20 protein-coding genes are annotated in these 21,803 nt (G+C 68.2%); 11 read left to right on the forward strand and 9 right to left on the reverse strand.

Annotation, left to right across the window (positions count from 1 at the left end; all coding sequences use genetic code 11):
- Nucleotides 1-133: 133 nt before the first annotated feature.
- The 3 genes from D7X12_RS43980 (at nucleotide 134) to D7X12_RS02395 (ending at nucleotide 2,285) form a co-directional block, all read left to right on the forward strand.
- The gene (locus tag D7X12_RS43980; RefSeq protein ID WP_244224312.1) at nucleotides 134-274 is read left to right on the forward strand and encodes a helix-turn-helix domain-containing protein; all 141 of its coding nucleotides are present in this window, start codon (nucleotides 134-136) and stop codon (nucleotides 272-274) included.
- 109 nt (nucleotides 275-383) lie between these two features.
- Nucleotides 384-659, forward strand: coding sequence for a hypothetical protein (locus tag D7X12_RS02390; RefSeq protein ID WP_120623637.1), 276 nt, complete (start codon nucleotides 384-386; stop codon nucleotides 657-659).
- Between the two features lie 276 nt (nucleotides 660-935).
- On the forward strand, nucleotides 936-2,285 hold the full coding sequence (locus D7X12_RS02395) for a serine/threonine-protein kinase (RefSeq protein WP_120623638.1): 1,350 nt from the start codon (nucleotides 936-938) through the stop codon (nucleotides 2,283-2,285).
- A 159-nt stretch (nucleotides 2,286-2,444) separates the two neighbouring features.
- Here D7X12_RS02395 and D7X12_RS42760 read toward each other — a convergent pair whose 3' ends face one another.
- Nucleotides 2,445-2,588, reverse strand: a complete 144-nt coding sequence (locus tag D7X12_RS42760; protein ID WP_158619928.1) for a dihydrofolate reductase family protein — start codon at nucleotides 2,586-2,588, stop codon at nucleotides 2,445-2,447.
- Nucleotides 2,589-2,837: 249 nt separating this feature from the next.
- Between D7X12_RS42760 and D7X12_RS02405 the strand changes: the two genes are divergently transcribed.
- Entirely contained in the window at nucleotides 2,838-5,906 is a 3,069-nt protein-coding gene (locus tag D7X12_RS02405) for a CHAT domain-containing tetratricopeptide repeat protein (RefSeq protein ID WP_120623639.1), read from the forward strand.
- A 59-nt stretch (nucleotides 5,907-5,965) separates the two neighbouring features.
- Here the strand turns inward: D7X12_RS02405 and D7X12_RS02410 are convergent, their stop codons facing one another.
- Entirely contained in the window at nucleotides 5,966-7,471 is a 1,506-nt protein-coding gene (locus D7X12_RS02410) for a hypothetical protein (RefSeq protein WP_120623640.1), read from the reverse strand.
- A 208-nt stretch (nucleotides 7,472-7,679) separates the two neighbouring features.
- On the opposite strand from D7X12_RS02410, the gene D7X12_RS02415 reads away from it, so the two are divergent.
- A complete protein-coding gene (locus D7X12_RS02415; RefSeq protein ID WP_244224305.1) occupies nucleotides 7,680-8,363 on the forward strand; it encodes a hypothetical protein in 684 nt (227 codons plus the stop codon).
- Here D7X12_RS02415 and D7X12_RS02420 read toward each other — a convergent pair whose 3' ends face one another.
- On the reverse strand, nucleotides 8,364-9,887 hold the full coding sequence (locus tag D7X12_RS02420; protein ID WP_147443490.1) for a hypothetical protein: 1,524 nt from the start codon (nucleotides 9,885-9,887) through the stop codon (nucleotides 8,364-8,366).
- Nucleotides 9,888-10,035: 148 nt separating this feature from the next.
- Here D7X12_RS02420 and D7X12_RS02425 point away from each other — a divergent pair, with 148 nt between their 5' ends.
- Nucleotides 10,036-11,004, forward strand: coding sequence for a WD40 repeat domain-containing protein (locus tag D7X12_RS02425; RefSeq protein WP_244224306.1), 969 nt, complete (start codon nucleotides 10,036-10,038; stop codon nucleotides 11,002-11,004).
- Between the two features lie 3 nt (nucleotides 11,005-11,007).
- Here the strand turns inward: D7X12_RS02425 and D7X12_RS02430 are convergent, their stop codons facing one another.
- A complete protein-coding gene (locus D7X12_RS02430) occupies nucleotides 11,008-11,547 on the reverse strand; it encodes an AAA family ATPase (protein WP_120623642.1) in 540 nt (179 codons plus the stop codon).
- Nucleotides 11,548-11,581: 34 nt separating this feature from the next.
- On the opposite strand from D7X12_RS02430, the gene D7X12_RS02435 reads away from it, so the two are divergent.
- Nucleotides 11,582-13,165, forward strand: a complete 1,584-nt coding sequence (locus tag D7X12_RS02435) for a serine hydrolase domain-containing protein (RefSeq protein WP_120623674.1) — start codon at nucleotides 11,582-11,584, stop codon at nucleotides 13,163-13,165.
- A 16-nt stretch (nucleotides 13,166-13,181) separates the two neighbouring features.
- On the opposite strand, the gene D7X12_RS02440 is transcribed toward D7X12_RS02435, so the two are convergent.
- The 3 genes from D7X12_RS02440 to D7X12_RS02450 form a co-directional block, all read right to left on the reverse strand.
- Nucleotides 13,182-14,276 (reverse strand): hypothetical protein, encoded by a 1,095-nt coding sequence (locus tag D7X12_RS02440; protein ID WP_120623643.1) that lies wholly within the window; start codon nucleotides 14,274-14,276, stop codon nucleotides 13,182-13,184.
- A gap of 154 nt (nucleotides 14,277-14,430) precedes the next feature.
- A complete protein-coding gene (locus D7X12_RS02445; RefSeq protein WP_120623644.1) occupies nucleotides 14,431-14,769 on the reverse strand; it encodes a hypothetical protein in 339 nt (112 codons plus the stop codon).
- 156 nt (nucleotides 14,770-14,925) lie between these two features.
- Nucleotides 14,926-15,210, reverse strand: coding sequence for a hypothetical protein (locus D7X12_RS02450; protein WP_120623645.1), 285 nt, complete (start codon nucleotides 15,208-15,210; stop codon nucleotides 14,926-14,928).
- Between the two features lie 174 nt (nucleotides 15,211-15,384).
- Here D7X12_RS02450 and D7X12_RS42765 point away from each other — a divergent pair, with 174 nt between their 5' ends.
- The 4 genes from D7X12_RS42765 to D7X12_RS02465 all read left to right on the forward strand — a co-directional run bounded on the left by D7X12_RS42765 (nucleotide 15,385) and on the right by D7X12_RS02465 (nucleotide 19,937).
- Nucleotides 15,385-15,852 (forward strand): hypothetical protein, encoded by a 468-nt coding sequence (locus tag D7X12_RS42765; RefSeq protein ID WP_158619929.1) that lies wholly within the window; start codon nucleotides 15,385-15,387, stop codon nucleotides 15,850-15,852.
- A gap of 137 nt (nucleotides 15,853-15,989) precedes the next feature.
- Nucleotides 15,990-18,113, forward strand: coding sequence for a DUF4114 domain-containing protein (locus D7X12_RS02455; protein WP_158619930.1), 2,124 nt, complete (start codon nucleotides 15,990-15,992; stop codon nucleotides 18,111-18,113).
- A 431-nt stretch (nucleotides 18,114-18,544) separates the two neighbouring features.
- A complete protein-coding gene (locus tag D7X12_RS02460; RefSeq protein ID WP_244224307.1) occupies nucleotides 18,545-18,934 on the forward strand; it encodes a hypothetical protein in 390 nt (129 codons plus the stop codon).
- A gap of 247 nt (nucleotides 18,935-19,181) precedes the next feature.
- A complete protein-coding gene (locus D7X12_RS02465) occupies nucleotides 19,182-19,937 on the forward strand; it encodes a hypothetical protein (protein ID WP_147443491.1) in 756 nt (251 codons plus the stop codon).
- 7 nt (nucleotides 19,938-19,944) lie between these two features.
- Here D7X12_RS02465 and D7X12_RS02470 read toward each other — a convergent pair whose 3' ends face one another.
- A complete protein-coding gene (locus D7X12_RS02470; RefSeq protein ID WP_120623649.1) occupies nucleotides 19,945-21,168 on the reverse strand; it encodes an SMI1/KNR4 family protein in 1,224 nt (407 codons plus the stop codon).
- Nucleotides 21,169-21,187: 19 nt separating this feature from the next.
- On the reverse strand, nucleotides 21,188-21,637 hold the full coding sequence (locus D7X12_RS02475; protein WP_120623650.1) for a hypothetical protein: 450 nt from the start codon (nucleotides 21,635-21,637) through the stop codon (nucleotides 21,188-21,190).
- Nucleotides 21,638-21,803: the final 166 nt, after the last annotated feature.

Raw genomic sequence — 21,803 nt, forward strand, 5'->3', positions numbered from 1 at the left:
TCCGCCTACGAGGCTTCGATTCTCGCCGCCTCCACTGAGCATCTCCCGGGAAGGACTCAGCTTTCCGCGAGACTGTAGCAAGAGATGTAGCAAGGCCCCGGGCACCTACGAGCGAGACCTCATCGTTGCGGCCCTGGAGGGCGCGAAGGGCAACCGGAGCGAGGCGACGCGGCGGCTCGACATCAGCCGCGCCACCCTGCACGACAAGCTGCGCAAAGTACGGGCTCGCCGCCGGGGACGAGGACGGCGCCTGAGCCTCACGGCACACGGGTGAGCTGCAACCGTCAGTGCATGAGGTGCTCGTGACCCGGGACCACTTCTCTCCTGGCGGGAGACACCCTGGCATATGGTGGCCGGGCAGCACTCACCTGGGAGATACACACATGCGAATGGCAATCATCGCGGGGCTGATGGCAGCGGGACTGTTGGCGGGTTGTGGCGGCACGTCCGACGGAGAGATGGGCGTTGCGTGCGCCAACGGCACCACGTGTACCGGTTCCGCCGCCGAGTGCGAGGCGACGTGCGGTCCCAGCGAGGCGGCTGATGAGAAGAGCGCTGCCTGGATCATGTGCTACTGCTGCGACGGCACCGAGATCCTTGGCGTCTATCCCTCGTCCTGCGTCGGCTACTGCTCGACCCGCGACGGCGTCTGCGGGTAGCCGCAAAGGCGCCGAGGGAACACCTCTCGTTCTGTAGATGCGGCGGCTCACCCCGGGCTTTCGGGGCGGGCTGCTGTGTTTCCTAAAGCCATCCCCAAGCCCGCTCCATGACGCGCCGGGCCCCCTGCCTGCCCGGAAGATGGCGCTGACACATGCCCATGCCGTCAGTAGGCTCGCCGGGCTGCCCCTTCCCCCCTCGCGAGACACGGCATGGCGTCTGCTCACCTGAATCCAGCACGCCTCCCCCCGGGCACGAAAGTGGGGCACTGGCGAGTCATGGAGCGGCGGGGAGAGGGAGCCTACGGCGCCGTCTACCGCGCCTTCGCCGAGGGGCACCCCGGACCTGTGGCGCTCAAGCTGGCCCTGTACCCGGGCGACGAGCGCTTCGCGCGCGAGGTGGAGCTGCTCTCCCGCCTCCGTCACCCCCACGTCCCGCGCCTGCTGGACCATGGACGCTGGCTGCCGCCAGGGGGCCCGCCCCACCCCTTCCTCGCCATGGAGTACGTGGAGGGCGTGTCGCTGTATGCGTGGGCGCGGAGGCAGCGCCCCTCCTCCCGGCAGGTGCTCCACGTCCTCGCCGAGCTCGCTCGGGCCCTGGAGGCCACGCATGCCGTGGGCGGCATCCACCGGGACGTGAAGGGCGACAACGTCCTCGTGAGCGCCGCGGAGGGACGGGCCTTCCTCACCGACTTCGGCTCCGGGCACTTCGTGGGCGCCGCTCCGCTGACGTCACCGCCCTTTCCTCCCGGGACCCCGCCCTACCGCTCGCCCGAGGCGTGGCGCTCCGTGCGCTTCCCCCTCCTCGAATCGGCCGTGCCCTATGCCCCTGGGACGGCGGATGATGTCTTCGCGCTGGGGGTGACCGCGTACAGGCTGGTGACCGGCGAGTACCCTCCGGCGGCGGCACCGAAGGACCCGGAGTGCCCTGTCTGGAGTCTGGAGGGCGCGGGCCCTCCGCCTCCGCGAGCGCTCAACGTCCGCTGCTGCCCGGAGCTGAGCGGGCTCGTGTCTCGGATGCTTTCCGTGCGCCCCGAGGCGCGCGGCGGTGCCCGCGAACTGGCGGAGGCGCTGGAGCAGACCGCGAGGAAGGCGGGGCCGGAGGCGGATGCGCCGCTCTTCATCGCGGAGGTGTCTCACCCCTTGAGGACATGGGCCGACTCCCCACCTGTCTTGCCTCGAGGCACCAGGCCTCGCTGGCGCCCATGGCTCGTGGCAGGCAGCGTGGGAGGCGCGCTCATGCTTGGCGCCGGGGGGATGCTGCGCGTGCATCCCGGAGCGGCTTCCGCGAAGGAGCCGACTTCCCTGCGCATGGGTGCGGAGGATGGCGGCACCGTGGCCGTCGGGGACTCGGTGATGACAACCCCGGTGGCGCCCACCCGGGAACCGTCCGCGTGGTCGACCCTTGGGGTGGACATGCCACCGAAGCCCTTTCCGGGGCAGCGACGGCCTGATGCCAACGGCCGCTGCCCCGGCAAGGCCCAGGTCGCCATCCATGGCGGATGCTGGATGAAGTCACCGGTCGATCCGAAGGACTGCGACCCGGACTCCTTTGTCTACAAGGGCGTTTGTTATACGCCCGTTTTCGCCCTCCCACGCCCCGCCACCTCGAATACCGCCGCGCCATAGCCCGACAGCATCCCTGTCGTTGAAAACGATTGTTCCCGATGCACCATGACGACGAGCTCCTCGCGATCCGCTGGTGGGACTGGGACGCCGAGAAGCTCACCCGCAACCTCGACGCCATCCGTGGCGCGGACCTGGACGCGCTGAAGCGCGCGACCTGAATCACTCGGGCTGGTAGACGTGCGCGACGGTGCCCTTCTCGAACCGCGGGGTGCTGACCAGGCGCAGGTTCATCGGCTTCTCGCACACCGGGAACAGCCGGAGCCAGCTTCCCGGCGCCACCGGGTGGATGACGAGCCGGGACAACGAGCACTGATTGCTGGAGCGTCACCACTTCCTCTCGCCGAGTCAGGCCCGGCGGGAACTGATGCAGAAGCAAGCGGCCTGATGACGACCCACCTAGTGTCTCATCAATCCGGTGCGGTACAGCAGGTGCTGCAGGGAATCCGCGCGCGACCCGTTGGCGGATGCATCCCAGGGGGTGGCGACACCTCTTCGCGCACTTCTAACCGGCCCTCGGGAATGGCACTCTTTGGACCCAAAGGGGAGAAAGACATGCGGCGGATTCCCGGGTGGGTCGTGGTGGTGTGCTTGTTCTGGGCGGCGGGATCCCCGGCCGGAGAGGAGAAGCCGGATGTGCGGTTGCAGGAGGCCCGGGCGGCATATGCCGAGGCGATGAAGTCCGACAAGGAAGGCAAGTACGCCAAGACCGTGGCGCAGGGTGGACATGCCCTCGCGCTGCTGGAGGCGGTGCTCGGGGGCTCGCATCCAGAAGTCGCCAACTGTCTGGACCTGCTCGGTGCGTCACACCGACGTCAAGGGGAGTTGGACCGGGCCGAGCCCCTGCTTCAGCGCGTGCTCGCCATTCGCGAAGAGGCCCTCGGCAAGAAGCATCCCGACGTCGCCCAATCGCTCAACAACCTCGCCAACCTCTACCTGGAGCAGGGGTTGTTCGGCCAGGCCGAGCCGCTCCATCAGCGCGCGCTCGCCATTCGGGAAGAGGCCCTCGGCAGGAGCCATCCCCTCGTCGCCGCCTCGCTCAACAACCTCGCCGTCCTCTACGACCAACAGGGGCTGTACGGCCGGGCCGAGCCGCTCTACCAGCGCGCCCTCGCCGTTCGGGAAGAGGCCCTCGGCAGGAATCATCCCTCCGTCGCCACCTCGCTCAGCAACCTCGCCATCCTCTACTCGGAGCAGGGGTTGTACGGCCGGGCCGAGGCACTCCATCTGCGCGCGCTCGCCATCCGGGAAGAGGACTTCGGCACCCATCATCTCGACATCGCCAGCACACTCTCCAACCTCGCCAACATCTACCATGAGCAGGGGTTGTACGGTCAGGCCGAGCCGCTCTACCAGCGCGCCCTCGCCATCAAGGAAGAGGCCCTCGGCAGGAACCATCCCAGCATCGCCATCCCGCTCCACAACCTCGCCCTCCTCTACTCGGAGCAGGGGTTGTACGACCGCGCTGAGCCGCTCTATCAGCGTGCGCTTGCCCTTCGCGAAGAGGCCCTCGGCAAGAAGCATCCCGACGTCGCCCAATCGCTCAACGGCCTCGCCGACCTCTACGTCAAGCAGGGCCGATACGGCCGGGCCGAGCCGCTCTACCGACGCGCGCTGCCCCTCCTGGAAGCGGCCCACGGCAAGAACCATCCCGAGGCCGCCCAGTCGCTCAGCGGCCTCGCCAATCTCTACGTCCAGCAGGGCCGATACAGCCGGGCCGAGCCGCTCTACCAACGCGCGCTGCCCATGCTGGAAGCGGCGCTCGGCAAGAACCACCCCCACGTTGCCCGGGAGCTCAACGGACTCGCTTTGCTGAAGCTGGGCCAGCGTCGCCTCGGTGCGGCCATTCCGCTGTTCACGCGCGCCTTCTCCGTATCCGAGCGGCGCCTGCGCCAGGAGGCACTCGACTTCTCCGAGTCGCGCCTGGCCCGCTTCCTCCAGTTTCTCCGCACCGATGAGGAGCGCCTCTACGCGCTGCTGCGCGCCCACCCCGACAACGCCAGCGTCAGACGCCTGGCCCTGGGGGCGGCCCTGCTCCTCAAGGGCCGCTCCGTCGAAGAGACCGCCGACATCTCCCGCGCTGTCTACCGAAGCCTGGGCCAACAGGAGCACGACACCTTCGAGCGCTTGCGCTCGCTGCGCACCCAACTGGCCCAGCTCTCTCATGAAGGCCCTGGCTCGCGCCCACCGGCAACCTACCAGCAACAGCTTCAAGCGCTCGTCGAGCAGGGAGATGCCCTCGAAGCCGACCTTGCCAGGCGCTCCGCGCCCCTTCGCACGCTGGCCGCGCTGCCAGCGCTCGCGGACATCGTCGCGCATGTCGCGCAGGCTCTTCCCCAGGATGGCGCCCTCGTCGAGTTCATCACCTATGAGGACCGCCCCCTGCTGCCCAGACCCGGCACCCCCAAGGCACAGCTGCGCTACCTGGCGCTGGTGCTCTTCCCGGACGCCACCACCCGGGTCCTCGACCTTGGCCTCGCCGAGCCTATCGACTCCGCCGCCTCACACCTGCGCGACGCCCTGGCCAACCGAGACGCCTCCCTCCAAACCCAGGCACAGGCGCTCTACGCGCTTGTCTTCCAGCCCCTGCTTCCACTGCTGGGAGGAAGGCGCCACCTCTTCCTCTCCCCGGATGGCCAACTGGCCCTGGTGCCCTTCGCGGCACTCCACGACTCCCACCAATTCCTTGTCGACAGCTTCGACTTCACCTACGTCACCTCCGGAAAGGACCTGCTGCCCCGTCCCGAGCAGACGGCACCCGAGGCCTCCGCCGTCGTCCTCGCGGACCCGGACTTCAGCGCGGCGCTTCAACCCCCTGCTTCCCCCATCGCGGAAGCGTCAGCCGAGCGCTCCTCCTCCGTCGGGCGCTTCTTCGCCTCGCTGGGCGAGCGCCAGACGCACCGGGCCTGGGCCACGGTCCCACTGCCCGGCACGCGCGAGGAGGCCAAAGCCATCCAACGCCTGCTCCCCGATGCCCAGCTCTTCCTCGGCCCCGCTGCCACCAAGGAGCGGCTGCTGTCCCTGCCCGCCCCAGGCATCCTCCATCTGGCCACCCACGGGTTCTTCCTGGATGACACTCCCGCTTCTCCCCACTCCCGAGCCGTCGGTCACTTCGGGGCCCTGGGCGAGAACCCTCGCGAATCGCGCCCACCGGATCCCCTGCTGCGCTCCGGGCTGCTCTTCTCGGGGGCGGGCGCGCTGACCTCCTCCACCTCCAGCCCCACCCGGCCCCCACCCAACACGGCGGTGGTGACGGCGCTGGAGTTGGCCGGCCTCGACTTGTGGGGCACCCAGTTGGTCGTCCTCTCCGCCTGCGACACCGGGCGCGGAGACGTCAAGCTCGGCCAAGGCGTCTATGGGCTGCGCCGCGCCTTCATCGTGGCGGGCGCAGAGACGGTGGTGATGAGCCTGTGGAAGGTGAAGGACGACACCACTTCGCAGTTGATGGAGGCCTACTACCGCAACTTGCTGACGGGACAAGGCCGAGCCTCCGCCCTGCGTGAAGCCATGCTCTGGCTACGGGCCTCGAAGCCCCATCCGCACTATTGGGCTCCCTTCGTGGTCCTGGGCCGGGACGCCCCGTTGCGCGTGCTGGCACCTGGCCCTCGGGAGCCCCCCAGGTAACTGTGTCGTGATGCCAGGACTCAGCGCATGGGCCCATGGGCCCAGGCCCCCTGCCGTAATCATGGTCCCAGGTCTTCAATCTGGAGGGTGTAGTCGCCCCGGGTCCCGGCGGATGCGGCCAGGCTGATGAAGTAGGCCCCGGTCGTCGGCGCGGTGAAGGTGTGGATCCACTGGGCCCCGGCGCGTTCGTAGGTGGACGGAGGTTCCCTGCCCTGGGCGTCCTTGATGGACATGAACAGCCGCTCCTGCGCGGCCACCTCCCTCCACGCCGGGCTGACGCGGTAGCGCCGTCCCTCGATGGCCGGGAACGAGAAGAAGTCCTCTTCCTCGGTGATGGACAGGCGGCCCTGGACTTCCTGCGTCGTCCCCGTGAGCAGCGTCGCCGTCGCCGGTGAGTCGCCGTGGTCGTCCTCGCCCAGGTCCTCGAACTCGAGGGTGTAGCGGGCCTCCAGCCATCCTTTCGCCCCGCCACGGTCGCCGTACACATGCAGGAAGTGCAGGGACTGGGAGGCCTTGAAGCCGGTGTACACGGTGCGCGCGGTGGACGCGTCCTCCGACGCGGCGCCGGTGACATTGCACGCATGCAGGCTCCCGATGTCGCACGACACCCGATAGAGGTGCTGGGGATGGACGGACAGGGAGAAGACGTCACTGTCCGAATCTGTTTCCAGCTTCCCCTGGACGGAGGCCGTGTCCGCGGCAAGGACGGTCGCGGCCGGCGCGGTGTCTCCGTGATCATCCGTGCCCATGTCCCTCAGCGTGCAGCTGTACGGGACGGGTGATGGCTCAAGCCGGCTGTTGCTGATGGAGACCACCGCCACGCCTCCTGGGGATTCAAAGGCCGTGTAGTAGTCACCGGACTCCGCCACCGAGACGAGGCTCGTGCCGCCATAGGGCACCCCCGTGGGGGATTGGAAGTACAGGTCCCAGGTCGGCGGGAAGGAGGGCGGTGGAGGCGCGAAGGTGCAGCCGAGCGAATAGATGTGGCCCGCCACGGTGTCGAACGAGGTCAGGTCCAGGTCGCCGGAATGCTCGCTGACGCCCGTCAGCGCCTGCCCTGGCGTTGGCCCCGGAGTCACCAACGGGAGCAGGTCGCCGTGATCATCCGGTCCCCGGTCCACGAAGAAGATCTCCGAAGGGCAGCCTGCCCTTTCCAGTTCCACGGTGTAGACGGCGCCTCCGGCAAGCCCCGACCAGTGAAGGCGGCGGGGGCGGTAGGACGGGTCGCTGTACGGAGTGTAACGACCCAGCGTCGCCCCCGAGGGGTCCCGCAGGATGAGGCTGCATTGCTCCAGGCCCGAGCCAAAGAGGTCGTAGTGCCGTCCGGCCTGGGCGACGAATGCCCCCCGGTACGGGGGCACACCGGTGAAGCGGAACGACTGCGTCTCCGAGGACGTCAGCAGGACGTGGCCCTCCGGAATGACGGGAGGGTAAGGAGGTGCGCCCGCGTCCGCGACAGTCCCCGCATCCGGCGGGGGGTTGGAGGCCTTCGAAACACAGCCCTCCAGCATGAGCAGACAGACACCGGCACAGAACACGAAACGCAAGGACTTCACAGTGGCCATGAAGAGGCTCCCCCTCCTGAACGACGCGCCCCACTGTAGCCGAGGCTCGGTACACGGCGCGTGTGACACCCATGTCCGGCCTCCGCGCGCGGAAACCCTGACAGCCTTGTCATGCGACGGCGGGGAGCCCCTCTCAGCGGGCCTGGTGCGCGCGGGTGGAACGCCCCTTGCTCCAGCAAGAGTCCCCATCCGCGGCAGGAGGCATGCGTTGAACAAGGCGATGCTGATTCCGGTGCTCCTTCTCCTCGGCGCGACCCAGGCCCAGGCCGTGGAGCCGCCGGGGCCGCGGCCCTTCGTGGGAGAGCGGCCCGCGCATGCGCTCTGGATCTCACCGCTGGTGACCGGCTCCCTCATGCTGACGGGGCCCCTCGTGGGCGGCACGCTCCACCTGGCACTTCCCCTCGGCACGAACCTCCAGCTGTCGGACCGGACCGACCTGGTCCTTGAAGTCACGCCCCGGTACTCGCGCCGCCGCTGCACGGATGACGTCGGCAACTGCGGCACGGTCCGGGCGCTCACGCTCTCCACGGGCGTGGCCTGGACGCCGTGGCCTCGCGCACGGGGCGACGGCTTCTTCCTTCAGCCCAAGCTGAGCGGCATGGTGAGCAACGAGAAGGACCGGCCCGCCGCCGACGAGGGCGAGCCCGCCCATCGCAGCACGACGGGAGGCCAGCTCACCCTGGGCCTCGACCTGGGTTACCGGAAGACGTTCGCACGCTCGAACTTCTATCTCGCCGCGGTGTTCGGCGCGGCCGTGGGCTACAGCTGGAACCAGCAGCGCGAGGAGCTGGACCTCGGCGGCCAGTCCAGCCTGCCGTGGGGCGACGCGCCCAGGAACGGGCGCATCGTGGACATCAACATGGACATCCTGCGCGTGGGCTTCAGCTTCTGATCACCAGTCCAGCCAGCGCGCGGAGGACACCTTGTCGCCGAAGCTCCAGCCGCTGCTGTTCAGGTTGACCTCGTGGAGCGTGCCGTCGCCCACGAGGTCCTTGAAGCTGCCCCTGTAGTTCGAGTCGTTGTAGAGCCGCACCCGAGAGCCCGGGGGAATGCACCAGCGGACCGCGGAGGCCTTGTCGTTGAACCCGTCGACGTCGTCGAAGCGCGCCCAGTTCTTCAGCCCCTGGTCCTCGTAATCAAGGATGACACCACGGTCGCTGAAGTTGGAGTCGTCGTAGAAGTCGACATAGGCGCGCTGGAGGTCCGCGCGGCAGGAGGTGTCCGCCCAGATGCTGCGGAACTCCACCATCTTCACCGTGGAACCGGGGCCGTCATCCGCGTGCTCGGTGCCGTAGAGGATGAGGCCGCGGTCGGGGCCCACGAAGAGGCCCGCGGCGGCGTCCAGGTTGCACTGCCGCGAACCCTCGTTGCTGCAATACAGGTGCTTGGAGGCGACGTGCTCCAGTCGCAGGTGGCCGTCCAGGTGCACCCGGTACAGGTGGGCGTAGTCGTCGCTCACCGCGCCCCAGCGCAGGCCTCCCAGCCGCGTGCCCACCAGGTAGAGTTGTGAGTCATTGCAGTCCGTCACGAAGTTGAGGTTCTGGAAGGCGCCCCACTGCCCATCCGGCAGCTCCGACTTCTGCCACGTGTCCACGCGCTGCCACTGGTTGGCCGCGGAGCGGATGTCCGTCTGCGTGGAGCGGAAGACCTCGAGCGTGCTCGCGTCCACCTGCCCGAGCAGGAGCAGGAAATGCCCATCCGACAGCTTCGTGAGCGAGGCCGTGCCCGCGCTCGCCGTGTCCCCCTGGACAGAGGCGAACGGCGCTGGCGCCAGGGATTGATTGTAATCATAGAGCGCGATGCGCCCCAGGCCGGGCCCCTCCTCCATGGGAAGCGCCAGGATGTTGCCCGCCGCCTGCATGCCGCCGCCGTGGCGGTAGCCGTCGAGCACCGGCAGCGCCGCCACCGCGGTGTCCCCACCCGGCGGCGCGGTGTCCTCGGGCTGCTTGATGGAGAAGGACAGCCGGTTGGAACGAAAGCGCCTCCCCTCCCCGTTGCGGGTGGCCATGTGCACCAGGTGCCCCACGTTCCCCCCGGGAGCGTCATCCCGCTTCGACAGGACGAGGAGACGGCCCGAGAGTGCCGACAGTCGCTGGATGCCTTGCCAATGGTTGCTGCCCGGATAGGCCACGTTGAGGTTGAACGGTCCGGGATGGAAGCCCAGCGCTTCGCCGTGATCCCGCAGCTCCTGGAAGCGACGCGGCACGTCGGGGCTGCACAGATTGCAGTCCGGGCTTCCCCAGACGCAGGAGGTATCCCCGCCGAGCCCGAGGGCCAGCGGAGCCGCAGAGGCGGCAAGGGATTCACGAGGGACCGAGGCGGGTTCGCGGGCCTCCGGCTCACAGCCGGCGAGCATCAACAACCCCGCCAGCGACAGGGCCGCGGCGGACCCGCGACGACGATGGAGATGGGACATGGGGCATCCTGGGGTGGTTCAGGAGGAAGGAGCAACAAGAGGAGATGGGCGATTCCGTGCAGCGAGGCTCGACGGCGGCCAGGCGCATTGAAGCGGCAACGACAACCCCGTGGCCATCGGGCGGAAGTTCCGCGAAAATCTCCTGCCCATGACGTCCGTGCGTTATCGCCAGAAGCTCGACCCGGACGACCCTGTCGGAGATCCGCTGGGCCCTCCGATGCTGTGGCCCGACGGGCGCCACGTCGCCGCCAACGGACGTGGTCGCATCTTCCTCTGGGACCTTGCGACCGGAGAGTGCTCGCAGGTGCTCAAGAGCACCGCCATCTGCCGCGACGGCGAGCCGACGTTCCGTCTGGCGTCCGAACCGGTGCTCGGGCGTGTGCTCGAAGCCCACAAGATTCGTGAGTTCGCCCTCTGGGACTCGACCGACTGGCGCTGCGTCCAGACCTTCCGCGGGCACGGTGAGCCGGTGCAGACCGCCGCGTTCGTCAACGATGAGCGCATCCTCTCCATCAGCAGCGACAGCACCGCGAAGCTGTGGGACGCGTGGACGGGTGAGCAGCTCCGCACGCTCGATACCTTGCCGCTCTATGCGCTCTCCGAGTTCCAGGCGGGCGGGCTCGTCGCCGTTGGCGGAGGCCAGGGCTCCGTCATCGTGCTCGACGGCCCCACGCTCGACGTCCGCGCCAGCTTCCACCTGCCGATGGCGTCAGCGCGACACGAGCCGCTCTCGGACGAGCGCAAGCGGCAGGTGGGCAGCACATGGAACGGCGCGCGCAACCACATCCAGGCGCTGGCCTGGCATCCCGACGGGGAACACCTGCTCTGCGGGAGCTGGGACTTCGTCGCCAGGATGTTTCACCGCGACACCGGCCGCGTCGTGCGGGAGTGGCATGGCCACGCGCACTGGGTCTGTGCGGTCGCGGTCGAGCCGTCGCGCGGGCTGCTGTGCACCGGCAGCTCCGACGGCACCGTCCGCGTCTGGTCACTCCACTCGCCGGAGTGCCTCGCCGTCCACGACGTCGGTCACGCCGACATTGAAGGCCTGCTCCTGCACGACGGCGCCATCTATGTGACCTGCCGGAGCGAGCTCGTGGTGATTCCCCTGCCTGCGTGAGAGTTACCGGGACGCCTCAGGAAGGTGCTCGAGAACCTGCTTCGCACGCGCGCGGGTCGCACCTTCGACCTCGAGCACCTCCACACCGAAGGCGTAGGAATCATCGAGGAGGAGCTCCTTCAGCTTCTCATCGACAGCCAGGCGCAGCGCCCCGTCGTCCGAGGCGGAGAGCGCAATCCGGTCCGGCCGCTCGATCCCGACCAGGACGATCAGATCGAGCTTCCGGAGCGCGCCGCGGACGCGCGGAAGCCACGCATCCAGGTCGAACGCGTCGCGATCCTCGTGGGCCAACAGGTAGCCGAGGAAGTCCACCGGACATCGGTCGAACAACACGTCGCCAGGGCCCCCGTCCAGGTCGGCGATGGACCGCGCGAGCTGCGCTTCGAAATCCTCGACCGACGGGGTCTCAGCGAACGCGTACCCCTCTTCTTCCAACTGGTGGTACGGCTCATCCACCGTCACATAGGCTGGGAGGAGGTCGGACAACTCGTCGATGAGGGTGGACTTCCCCGCGCGATGAGTACCGCATACAGCGACTCGCATACATGAGCGCTCTATCACACCAATGGAAGAAGGCATGGACGTGACCCCCACGCAGCTCCTGAGCCGCTCCCGGAAACACGCCACCGTCCTGCTCGCGACCGCGCTGTTCGCAGGCCACGTCTTCGCTGCCGAACCCAAGGCGACCGGCCCGTCCCCCAGGAATGGCCAGCCCCCCAACGTGCTCGCCGCCCTGGAGCACGGCCTGCGTCCTTCCACCCTCAAGTCAGGGGAACCGCTGCCGGGCTGGTCGCTGCAGGAGCGCATGGCCTTCCACCACGTGCCGGGCGTGGCCATTGCCGTGCTGAGGGACGGCAAGGTCGTCCAGGCCGTGGGCTTCGGCGTGCGCGAAGCGGGCACGCAGGACGCCGTGAACGCGGACACCCTGTTCTCCGTCGGCTCGGTCAGCAAGGTGGTGACGGCCGCCACGACGCTGCGCAAGGTGGCCGCGGGCAAGCTGGACCTGGATCGCGACGTCAACACCTACCTGACCTCGTGGCGGATTCCCAAGGCCCCGACCTTCGCCAACGACAAGGTCTCCCTGCGGATGCTGATGTCACACACCTCGGGCCTGACGGTGTGGGGCTTCGAGGATTACCTGCCGGACGAGAAGCTGCCCACCCTCGTGCAGACCCTCGACGGCGTGGCTCCGGCCAAGAACGAGCCCGTCCGCATCGACTTCGAGCCGGGCACGCGCATGCGCTACTCCGGCGGCGGCGTCACCGTCGAGCAGTTGGTGCTGGAGAACACCACGCGCCAGCCGCTTGAAACCATCGCCCGCGGCGAGGTCTTCCAGCGTGTCGGCATGCGCCGCAGCACCTTCGTCAATCCGCTGCCGGCCAGCCTGGGCAACATCGCCAAGGCTCACGACAAGGACGGCCAGCGCGCTGCCTTGCCGCGCGGCTGGGAGACCTTCCCGGAGCAGGCGGCGTCGGGCCTGTGGACCAGCGCCAACGAGCTGGGCGCCTTCGTCGGCACCTTGATCAACAGCTACCGGGGCAAGAGCGACTTCCTGCCGCAGCCCATCGCCCTGCAGATGATGACAGAGGTCTCCCCGAGCCTTCACGGCCTCGGGCCGCGCCTGGAAGGCGAAGGCCAGACGCGCATCTTCCACCACGGCGGCTCCAACGACAGCTACCGCGCCTGGATCGAGGGCTACCTGGAAACGGGCGACGGCATGGTCATCCTCACCAACAGCCCCGGGGGCTCCAGGCTGATGGTGGAGATCCGCAACGCGCTGTCGGATGCACTGGGGCGCGGCATCAATCCGGTGGCGCGCACGGTGGAGCTGGCCCCAGCCGTGCTTGCCAACTACACCGGCACCTACCGCCTGGATGCGCGCGTGCCGAACGACCTCACCGGCAACCTGGCCGGCCACTTCGAGTCCGACACGCTCGAAGTGGGCATCACCGAGGGCACCCTGACCGTCACCGAGACCCAGCAACCGCCGAGGAAGCTGCAGCCGCTGTCCCCGACGCGCTTCCTCGGCCCGGTGGAGATCACCCAGCTCCGGTTCGAATTCCTGCGCAATGCCAGGGGCGTGGTGTACGCCCTGGTCGCCGAACGCGGAAACGCCAAGGTCTACTTCCGCCGTGACGCGGCGAAGGTGGTCACCCCGTAGATCGTCTGGGTGGCCTTCAGCGTGCGGTCTTGAACTGGTTCTCGTACACCTCGCGATGCGAGGTGTTGCCATGCCGCACGTCCAGCCGCTCCCGCGCGATGTCCGACCGGAGATTGCCCAGGGCGGTCTTCTTGTCCGCCGGGCTGAGATCCTTGGGGAGTTCGCCTGTCTTCTTGTTGTAGTCAAGGTAGTCGGGCACGTACCAGCCCTTCAGGTCCGCCAGCCCCGCGTGATTGCCCATCACCAGCTCCCTGCCGGCCTTGCCGGTGTGGAGCATGCCTTCGACCTCCACCTCCATCTTCTTCTGGGCGAACTCAGGCGCGGTGCCGACCTTCTTCTTCGCGTCGGTGTTCAACGCCTCGAAGCGGTCCCAGCGGTGCGCGTTGTTCATCTCGAACAGGAAGGTGCCCGCCGCCTCCTGGTGGGTCCCGCTCTTGAGCGTGGGGTTCATGTACACCGTCACCTGGCTGGAGCCCAGGGGGCGCGAGGTCATCGAGCGGCCGCTGCTGAAGCCCTCGGCGACGCGGACGCCTGCCTTCGACGTCTCATCCAGGCGGCTCACGGCCGTGGGGCTCTTCGCCAGGAACTGGGCGGCATTGCCATAACCCAGCCGCGCGAAGTCCTGCAGGGCGCGGTTGGGAAGCTGCGCGATCTCCGCGTCGGAGATCTCCTTGATGGCATTCGGGTTGGCGATCTGCGCGGGCGGCGAGGTCTGCGCCGCCGTGGCGTCGATGACGGGCTTGCGCCGGGCCTCGATGGCGTCCTGCCGCCGCCCCTTGACGTCCTGCAGGTACTGGGCAGGACGGTTCTGGCTGGCCAGCAGCATCTTCACCTGGCCCTCGTCCTTCGCGTCGAGGCGCAGTCCCTTCTCCTTGAGAAAGGCCTTGAAGTCCTTGGGCGTCCCGGTCTGGTCCGGGCGGGAGTTGCGCAGCGCGGTCGTGTACTGCTTCGTCAGGTCCGCGAGCTCATCCTTCGCGACGAAGGGGCTCTGGCCTGGCGCGCGCGGCCGGCTCGCGTCCGCGGCCTTCGGCGTGGAGGTGCGCGGCGTCGAGGCAGAGGGGGACCGGGGGAGCGAAGGCGACAGCGACACCGTGGGACGCTTGACGGGCATGGGGGCTCCTGGGGGAAGAAGTCTGGCTCTAACCGACAACGCGGCGCGCCGCCAGGGTCTCCTACGTCGCGCAGGTTGACGAGGAGACGGAAAAAGCCCGGCCATCCCTCGCGGGCGCCGGGCTTCTCATGATCAGACCCTGGCTGCGAAAGCCCTAGCAGGTCTTGTTGTAGAGCGCGATGCAGTTGTCCTTGAACTGCTGGAGGGAGCACTGACCGTTCTGCTGACAGGTCGCCCACCCGTTGTAGCGCGGGTCCCGACAATACAGGAGCGTCACCCAGCATCCGGCCCCCATCGCGGAGACGTCGCCGCTCGAATCCTGCATCGACGCCAGCGGCTCTTCCGAGCTCATGGGACCGTAGTCCAGGTTGATGCTCTGACCGTCCTCGGTCGTCACCGTCTGCACGTTGTCCGCCGAGACGTCCTCCGCCCCCCCACCACATCCGATGAGGGGAACCGCGACCAGCATGAGCCCCAGGAGAAGCTTCTTCATGGTTGTTCTTTCTCCCTCAGAAAAATCAAAACGCCTGAGGGGGCGCCGAAGCGTGGAGGGACAGCATCCACGCCCGACAACCCTAGAACGAAGCCAAACCCTCCCTAAAGAGGTAAAAGCCGCAATGTGAGCCAGGCCACAAAAACCCGCTGAACTTCACCCGCCGTAGCAGTTCAGGGTCGAGCCACCACAGTAGCTGCTGCCCGAGTTGCTCCAGGAGCCCGCGGAGTTGGTGCAGATCTGGTTCTGCCGGCGCTCCAGGGTGGGCGTGCAGCAGCCGACCTTGAGGGTCCGCGTCTGGCCGGGGATGCACCCGGCCTGGGCGGACACCTCCTGCGCATCCTCCGTCTGCGGAGTGGCCTCGTCAGGGGTCTCCACGCCACAGCCTACGGCCCCCAGCAGACAGGTCGCCAGCAACAGTCCCCGCATCATGGTCTTCATGTGTCACTCCCGGTCGTCGGAATCAAAAGCGGGGCGGGATGCTACCAGGGATTCCAGGTTCAAGCAGGACTCCATGGGGCACCTGGCAGGAAAGAATGCAAAAGAATTCCCCGGGGCCCTTCCCAGGAGGAACGGCGGCCACACGGCCGCACCGCACTTCCACCAGGAGCCTCCATGTTCCGCATTCCGTCCGTGTGTCTCTGCCTGTTTGCCTCGCTCGCCATCGCCGAGGACTCCTCCTCGAAGCCCGCCCGGCTCACCGTGGCCCAGAAGAACGGCTGGGCGAACTACGACAAGGAGCTGAAGGTGAAGGAGGACGCGGTCAACAAGGCCTGCGGGTCCGCCTTGAAGAGCAGCTACGAGAAGGCGAGCTACCCCGCCTTCGATCCGATGAAGGACCGGACCCAGAGCGCATGCCAGCAGGCCGTGGGCACCCTGGTCGAGGTCTGCCGCACGGAGGATGGCAAGGCGGCGGTGAAGGAGGCGGTCACCAAGACGGTCTGCCGGTTGTCGACGGATGGAACCCGGGTCTCGCTCGACGGGAGCGTGCTGACCGTCCACATCGATCCGGTGAAGAGCAGCATCGCGGGCAAGGAGGCCGGGAACTACAGCTGGAAGAGCGCCCTCGAAGAGGTGCTGTAGCCACTGCTTCAGGGCGCGCGGGGACATCTTCGACCCAGCCGTCGAGTGAAAAGCGACTCGCGGGGCGGGGCTTGCGGTGTCAGGGCGCGAGGTCAGGATGCAATGCCTTCCCGGAGGAGATTGCATTGCCGTCACGTATGAATCGCTTGCCCTCGTTCCTGTCCGTTGTCCTGTGTTTGTCCGGCCTGGCGTCTCCAAGCCAGGCCCAGCCCTCTGGCCTTCCGCCGGAGTTCGTCAGCGTCTCGCAGTCCACCTCGCAGGTTCGCCCGAAGGACATCGCCCTGTTCGGCGCCGTCGCGAGCGACCCGCAGGGCAGTCCGCTCACCTTCTCCTGGTCCGCCAGCACCGGCTGGCTGGATGCGCCGACCCACGGCGTGAACACGAGCGAGGTCTCGTGGCGCCCACCCCTGTGCCTCGCTCCCGGCGGCGCGCCCGTGAGCGTCACGGCCACCAACGCGCTGGGGCTCTCCGCCACGGCGTCGTTCGCCATCGACGTGCAGCGGGACCTGGCAGAGGACCGCCAGGGCGACTTCCGGCCAATGGAGCTCGGGCTCGACGGTGTGCTGCTCACCGAGCACACGCCGCCGCAGCTGCGCCTCAACCACCACCGGCCCTCGCTGAACGGGGAGCACATCCTGTTCGCGACCGAGCGGCAGCTCTCCGCGTCGTTCGTGAGCGAGCAGTCGGAGGCGAGTCACTCGCTCGGCTGGCTCTACTACGACGACCTCGTCTCCCGTGGCTACATCGACACGCGCGGCACCCCCTGGGACTCCGCCGATGACGTCCTGCGGGATGCCAATGCCAACGGCGTCGCGGACCTGCACGAGGACCTCTACAACCTGGCGCCGCCCTCCGGGGGGCAGGCCCGTCCGTATGTCGGGGGCACCCGCCGGTGCGTGCGGACGTTCGTCTCCGGGGGACTCCTGTACAGCCAGCCCGAACTGGCCCTGAACAGCACCTGCAGCAGCGCCTTCGCCGCGGGGCAGTCCCTGGCGGATGCCCGGCCAGGGAAGACGCACCTCTTCCATACGACGGATGTGGTGGGCGCCTTCTCGACGACCCTTCCCGGAAGCGGCTTCTCGGACGGCGGGCTCTACGCGCGCATCCCCAACCTGCTGGAGCCCGCGGCTTCCGCCAATGGCTTCAAGGGGCTTGGGCGGCTGGGTTTCCTGCTGGCGGACGATGACGACGACCTCACCGTCCACAACCGGCTCGGTGCGGTGACGGATGTGAGCGACTTCTGGGACGGCATCCCCGACTACGACACGTCCGCCTACGACGGCACGGGCCTCCCAAGGACCACCAACCCGGACCCGGGCATCAGCGACCAGGACCGCACGGTGGACCTGGGCTGGGTGGAGGGCCGCAAGGAGATCGTCCTCTTCCTCGTCGTCCATGACTCGACTCCGCACGAGCCTGAAGCCGGTATGGTGTACCCCTGCCTGCGCAAGGCGGCTGATGGCCGGTGCACCCTGCATCTGAAGACGTCCACGTCCGTCTTCTTCTCGAAGTCGCGGTGGAACCTGGACCCGGACGTCGTCGGCACGCCCGTGGCCCAGCGCAACATGGGCTGCGATTACCAGCCCTCATGCGATCCGGACGCGCCCGGGCGATACAGCTGCACCCTGAACGGCACCACCCAGAGGATGTGTGGCTGGCTGGAGCCAGACTCCCTTGATCAGCTCAGCTCGCCGGCCCACGGCCAGCTCATGCTGCCAATGGCGGCGACTGAGGCGTCCCATCCTGTCAGTGGGGGCACACCGCACCTCCTCATCGGGACGCCTGGCACCGCCACGAGCCAGTGGATTCTTGGCTTCGAGGACGTCAGTGGCGGCGGTGACCGCGACTTCAACGACGTCGTCTTCCGCCTCCACACGACCGGCACGGGAGGGACGGTGCGCTCCTCGGTCCTCACCGCGGACGTGCCCCCCGAACTCGGGGACGTCTGCGACGTCTCCCGCGTGCGCTTCCGCGCGGAGGAGTACCTCCAGCCCGCCTGCGGCACCCCGGTGTCGCCCCTCATCACCTACTTCGTCGCTTCGGACTGCCGGGTGTGCAGCCAGGGCTTCTGCACCGCCAATGCCACGCCCAACTGGGTGCCCGTTCCCCTGTCGGCGGGCCAGAACGAGGCCGTGGTGGACCTCACCCCGTTCCAGGGCTTCCAGCTCTGCTGGAAGGCCCAGCTGCGCAGCCCGGACTCCCAGTGCGCGCCCACCATCCTCGATGTGGACCTCGGCTACGAGCTGACTCCGCCCCCCTGAGCCGGGGGACGGAACACGGCCGGTTGCCATGGGTCACGCTCCCTCGCCGAGCCAATGGCAACCGCGCCCCACGCATCCGCCGAGCCTGCGGAAACCCCTTAGACTGACATGCAACTGAATGGACAATCTGCCTGAGGCACAATCCTTCACGTTCGCAGGAAGTCCTCGAATTCCACGTCTATACTTGCAATTGATTTGAGGCCAATGTTAGTAAGGCATTGGCTTCGGCCAACCCCGCACAATCACCATAGGATGAGTCCATGACGAGGAACGTGAAGCGTTTCCTGGCTGCGTCGTTGCTTTCCCTCACGCCGTCGATCGCGCTCGCAGGGCAGGCTGAGTTTGGATTCCCCGACCTCCTCACCCAGCGTGACGAGTACGTCAGCCTCCGTGGGGAGGGGGTCCAGGTTCCCACGCGGCGGGGGCCTCCGGTGGCGTCCATTGGACCCGCCCTGGAGAACCTCTTCGTCTTCAACCAGACGGGCCTCAACATCTCCCTGGGCCTCCAGGTCGTGACGGGCACGTTCAATGGCGTGTTCACGCCCTACCCCGTGCCCACCGCCACCCTGGGTGGGTTCCAGGTCAGCGCCCCCGCCCCCGCGCCGCTGATCGCGCAGCAGTACTACTGGACGGTCGACCCGGCGAACCCGGCTGGCGCGAAGACGTGCGTCTGGCGGGTGGAGGTGAGTGACGTCGCCGGTGTCTGCTCGGCGCAGGTCTTCTCCGGCACCTACGGCGGCGCCGTCTGTACTGTCGACGCGGTCCAGTCCTTCATCGACCCGAACACGTGCCAGACGCAGATCGTCACCAACATCCTGTGAGCTGAGCCGTACACCGCCAGCGGCCTCCTGTCAGGCCGCTGGCTTGTGTTGGAGAGGATCCGCGTCGAAGCGGAGGCACAAGGCCGCGGCCTGCCTCCGGGGCTTCGCACCGCGACGCGGGCTTCGCGCCTGCGGCCCCGGGTGAAAAGCCTGACGCGGAGCCTTTGTCAGAGGGCGCCCCTCTACACCGCAGTGCGTCTCGGAGGTGGGCACAGGCATTGCTGTAGCCCCCGCTCAGGAGGCGTCCATGAACCCATTTCGAGTCAGCGTCATCGTGGCCGGCACACTGGTGTCCACCGGCTGCACCACCACGCTGTACAAATCGAGTCAGGTCAGCGCGCCGCTCCTGCGGGAGCAGGGTGAGCTGAAGGGCACTGTGGGCCCGAACAACGTGCAGGTCGCCTGGTCACCACTCGAGGGCGTGGGCCTGCTGGCCAATGGCTTCTACGAGTCCCAGGACGAGGGGCGGCGTGAGGCGAGCGGTCTGCTGGCGGAGGCGGGCGGCGGACTCTACGGCCGCTTCCTGGAGAACGGCGTGTGGGAAGCCTACGGTGGCCTGGGCTACGGGCAGTCCACCGCCAGCGACCAGCTCCCCGCGGAGGGAGGTGCCTTCCGGGACGTCGGCTTCAAGGCTCGCGGCTTGCGCGCCTTCGTGCAGCCGAACCTGGGCTACGTCACGCCGTACTTCGAACTGGGCGGCTCCCTGCGCCTCTCCGCCGTGAAGTACACCTCGCTCGACGTGAGGGGTTACACGGAGCAGGAGCGCGTGCGGGAGTTCCTCGTGGACGACAAGGTGACGGACCCCGTGTGGCTCTTCGCCGAGCCGGCGGTGACGGCCAAGGTCGGCTACAAGTGGGTGAAGGCCTTCGTCCAGCACACGTGGACGCTCAAGCTGGGCGGCGACGCCCTGCCCCACGAGGAGGACTCCACCGTGGTGGGGCTCAGCGTGGACGTGGCGAGCTGGTACCACGACTTCCGCTGGACGTCCGACACGGGCGGATGACGGCCGGTCAGGTGGGCGGGGCCCCGGGCTCGCGGGGCACGAGCGTGACGGGGAAGCGGTAGCGCTCGTCCTCCGAAGCCTGCGCCCCGCGGTCCTGGCGCTCGCCCACCTTGCGCGTCCACTCGTCGGGCCGGTGGCCGCCGCCGAACGCCGAGGCGAGCACGCGGTCGAGGTCCGCGGGGTCCTTCACGTCGAAGCGGATGCCCTCGAAGCGGACCGGGCCCTCGAAGAGGAAGGCGAAGTCGCGGCCGTACTGCGAGTACTTCGCCTCCCAGCGCAGCCGCAGGTCCGCCCCGGTGCGCTCCAGCACCGTCAGCCGGTTGTCCTGCAGGCTCGGCGCGTCGTTGCCGTACCACGCATCCCAGTCACCTTCCGGCCCGACGACGAGCGTCGACCACTCCGCGAGGCTCGGATGCCGGCCTCCGTTCGCCTCGGCGACCGGGAGCGTGTTCGCGTAGGGCTCCGGCACGCCATCCTCGCCGGAGCTGTCTTCTGCCTGGATCTCCAGCGAGTACATCACCGTGGCGCGGTCGGGCTGGTAGCGGTACGCGCGGGCCTCGAGGTCCGGGATCCACGTGCTGACGTAGACGGTGAGGCGCGCCGATTCAATCGCATGCCCATGCCCTGCCAGGACGAGCGGCCTCTGGGGGGTGGGCACGTCCGCGGGGACCTTCTCCAGGGCCTCGGGATGGCGCCAGGGGTCGTTCGGATCATCCGGGGACTCCAGGGGCACGGGATCCACGGCGGCGTCCGGAAGCGGCGTGAGCTGGGCGAGGAACGCGCTGAAGGACGGCGCGCATTCACGCGCGACGTAGAGGTCCTCGGTCTCGCTGGGCGCATTGCTGTCGAAGAACCAGATGGTCCCCCGAGGCGAGTCCGGCCGGTCCACGAGCTGGAGTCCGAAGCGATTGATGGCGCCGTACTGGCTCGCGAAGACCATCACGTCGGATGGGATCTCTTCCTCCCCGAGCTGGAGCCTGAACCGGCCCTCGGCCCGCAGCCCGAGCAGCTCATCGATGCGCACCTCCCGGTCCAGTGCGTCGCGGAACCCGGCGAAGCAGTTTCCCAGGAGCGCGCCGTTGAACCGGACGAGCAGCTCCCGGAAGTCCGCCGGCAGGGGGTGTGGAAGGCCTCGCTCGAACTGATCCACCTGCTCCGGCGTGAGCGCTGGAGCGTAGGGGGCGTGCCGGATGCGCGAAGCGAGGGCGGGCGGCAGGAAGCTCAGGGGCATGGCGCCCTGCCCTCTAACATCAGTAGCGCTGGCTGTGCTCGACCTTCAGCGCCCCGTCATTGAACGGGAAGTTCTTCCCCAGGTTCTTCTTCGCATCCTTCTGCGCCGAGGCCTCATCGGTGCCAAACCCGACGCCCATGGCGCGTCCGGTGCAGCCCTCCTTCGTGATTCCAGCGGACAGCACCACCAGGTGTCGGCCCATCGACACCTTGGACTTGTTGAGGTTGTCCTTGTGGTTGCGCTGCTTCAGCGTCGGGTATTGCGCCTGGGCCTTCTCCTCGGCGGCGCGGCGGGCCTTGTCGCGCTCACCCACCTCCACCACATAGCCCAACGCGTTCGCACAGCCCCCCTCCGTCGTGACCGCGACGAGGGTGTGGATGCTGTCTTCGGCCAGGGCCGGTGCGGCCCCGAGCAGCAACGCGGACACGAGCGCCAGAAGCGGTGGGAGCTTCAGCGTGGACAGCGACATGGGCGTTCCTCCTCAGGGTGAACCGGGGACTGTACCGGCACGGGCGAAAGGCGTCCAAGGCAAACATCGAAGCCTCCGGATCGAAGCGCACGACCAGGTCTCCTGGGCTCTTGCGTATTCTCCCCTGTCAGGGTCTATCCTGTCGCCCGTCTCTGCCGCGGACGCC

Source organism: Corallococcus sicarius (genome assembly GCF_003611735.1).
Classification (GTDB): Bacteria; Myxococcota; Myxococcia; order Myxococcales; family Myxococcaceae; genus Corallococcus; species Corallococcus sicarius.

Excerpts from the sequence above, each read along its gene's own strand:
- D7X12_RS02390 (WP_120623637.1), top strand. The coding sequence starts at position 384 with ATGCGAATGGCAATCATCGCGGGGCTGATGGCAGCGGGACTGTTGGCG.
- D7X12_RS02395 (WP_120623638.1), top strand. The coding sequence starts at position 936 with ATGGAGCGGCGGGGAGAGGGAGCCTACGGCGCCGTCTACCGCGCCTTC.
- D7X12_RS02405 (WP_120623639.1), top strand. The coding sequence starts at position 2,838 with ATGCGGCGGATTCCCGGGTGGGTCGTGGTGGTGTGCTTGTTCTGGGCG.
- D7X12_RS02410 (WP_120623640.1), bottom strand. The coding sequence starts at position 7,471 with ATGGCCACTGTGAAGTCCTTGCGTTTCGTGTTCTGTGCCGGTGTCTGT.
- D7X12_RS02420 (WP_147443490.1), bottom strand. The coding sequence starts at position 9,887 with ATGTCCCATCTCCATCGTCGTCGCGGGTCCGCCGCGGCCCTGTCGCTG.
- D7X12_RS02425 (WP_244224306.1), top strand. The coding sequence starts at position 10,036 with ATGACGTCCGTGCGTTATCGCCAGAAGCTCGACCCGGACGACCCTGTC.
- D7X12_RS02430 (WP_120623642.1), bottom strand. The coding sequence starts at position 11,547 with ATGCGAGTCGCTGTATGCGGTACTCATCGCGCGGGGAAGTCCACCCTC.
- D7X12_RS02435 (WP_120623674.1), top strand. The coding sequence starts at position 11,582 with ATGGACGTGACCCCCACGCAGCTCCTGAGCCGCTCCCGGAAACACGCC.
- D7X12_RS02440 (WP_120623643.1), bottom strand. The coding sequence starts at position 14,276 with ATGCCCGTCAAGCGTCCCACGGTGTCGCTGTCGCCTTCGCTCCCCCGG.
- D7X12_RS02445 (WP_120623644.1), bottom strand. The coding sequence starts at position 14,769 with ATGAAGAAGCTTCTCCTGGGGCTCATGCTGGTCGCGGTTCCCCTCATC.
- D7X12_RS02450 (WP_120623645.1), bottom strand. The coding sequence starts at position 15,210 with ATGAAGACCATGATGCGGGGACTGTTGCTGGCGACCTGTCTGCTGGGG.
- D7X12_RS42765 (WP_158619929.1), top strand. The coding sequence starts at position 15,385 with ATGTTCCGCATTCCGTCCGTGTGTCTCTGCCTGTTTGCCTCGCTCGCC.
- D7X12_RS02455 (WP_158619930.1), top strand. The coding sequence starts at position 15,990 with ATGAATCGCTTGCCCTCGTTCCTGTCCGTTGTCCTGTGTTTGTCCGGC.
- D7X12_RS02465 (WP_147443491.1), top strand. The coding sequence starts at position 19,182 with ATGAACCCATTTCGAGTCAGCGTCATCGTGGCCGGCACACTGGTGTCC.
- D7X12_RS02470 (WP_120623649.1), bottom strand. The coding sequence starts at position 21,168 with ATGCCCCTGAGCTTCCTGCCGCCCGCCCTCGCTTCGCGCATCCGGCAC.
- D7X12_RS02475 (WP_120623650.1), bottom strand. The coding sequence starts at position 21,637 with ATGTCGCTGTCCACGCTGAAGCTCCCACCGCTTCTGGCGCTCGTGTCC.